Here is a 1107-nt window from a genome sequence, read left to right on the forward strand (position 1 = left end):
CGCCTTCCGGCCTTCCGGCACACGCCAGATGACCGCTGTCGCTGTGCGGGCCCGATTTTTCACCCGACAACCGAGCACGAGCGAGGCTTGATATGACGACGACTGCGGCCTTCGGCTGGGGAAGCAGCCACCTCTACACAACACCGGCAGGAGATGCGGATCTCGACCCCGCAGAGCGGCTCGCCGTCCAGCAGACGCTGGCACGGTACGCCTTCGCCCTGGATCACGGAGATCTGGTGACGCTGGCGGGCGTTCTGACCGAAGACGCCACCTGGACGGTCAACATCGCCGGTGAGGTCGAGCAGGGCCCCTTCGTCGGACGCGCGGCGATTCTCGACCTGGTGCGAGAGGCAACGGAAGCGCAGACCGATCAGCGAAGGCACAACCTCACCAACATGGTCTTCCGCCGTGCGGACGCCGACACGGCAGTGGTGTGGGCCTACCTGATGCTGACGTCGAACGCGGGCGGGAGCGCGACCCTGCTCTCGACCGGCTTCTACACGTTCACGCTGCAGCACGCCGAAGACGAGTGGCGTATCGCCGAGCTGTTCGTCGGTCTGGACAACGCCGTGTGAAGCTCAGCGGCCCCCGTGGGGCCACCACGCGGCTTCGCAGGCCCGGTGCTGTGATCCTGGGAAAGGCCCGCTCCTCACGCGGAGCTGAAGTGGCCCGGATCACAGGGGTGTGGCGCATCACGGCGAGCGGCAGACGGCCTGGCAACCGCCCTCGGCAACGTCCTCGGCTCGTACCTGCGGGTCGTGGCCGTCGCGGTCGGAATCGGCTCGCTGGTCGAACAGTCTGCGGCGCTCTACCTGACTCAAGCTGGCGGGTGCGGCCTATCTCGTCCACCTGGGAATCCAGGCGTTCCGGCAGCGTAAGAAGCTGAAGGCGTCGGCGATCACGACGCAGTCGGTGAAAGAGCCCTGCGGGGATCTGCGGACCGTGCTCGACGGGGTGCTGGTCGGCGTCACCGACCCGAAGGGTGTGGTGTTCTTCGCCGCCGTACTCCCCCAGTGCGTGGACCACACGGCGGACCGGATCCCGTTGCAGATGCTGCTGCTGGGCCTGATCCCGATCTCGATCGGCCTGATCAGCGACACCCTGTGG

1 protein-coding gene and 1 pseudogene are annotated in these 1107 nt (G+C 67.1%); both read left to right on the forward strand.

Features of this window, described 5'->3' with window-relative positions; genetic code table 11:
- Window positions 1–92 precede the first annotated feature (92 nt).
- On the forward strand, window positions 93–575 hold the full coding sequence (locus CCL05_RS40835; protein WP_086565627.1) for a nuclear transport factor 2 family protein: 483 nt from the start codon (window positions 93–95) through the stop codon (window positions 573–575).
- 120 nt (window positions 576–695) lie between these two features.
- Window positions 696–1107 (forward strand): annotated as a pseudogene (locus CCL05_RS40840) (LysE family translocator); the annotation flags it as partial.

Source organism: Streptomyces africanus, assembly GCF_002150735.1.
GTDB classification, from domain to species: Bacteria; Actinomycetota; Actinomycetes; order Streptomycetales; family Streptomycetaceae; genus Streptomyces; species Streptomyces africanus.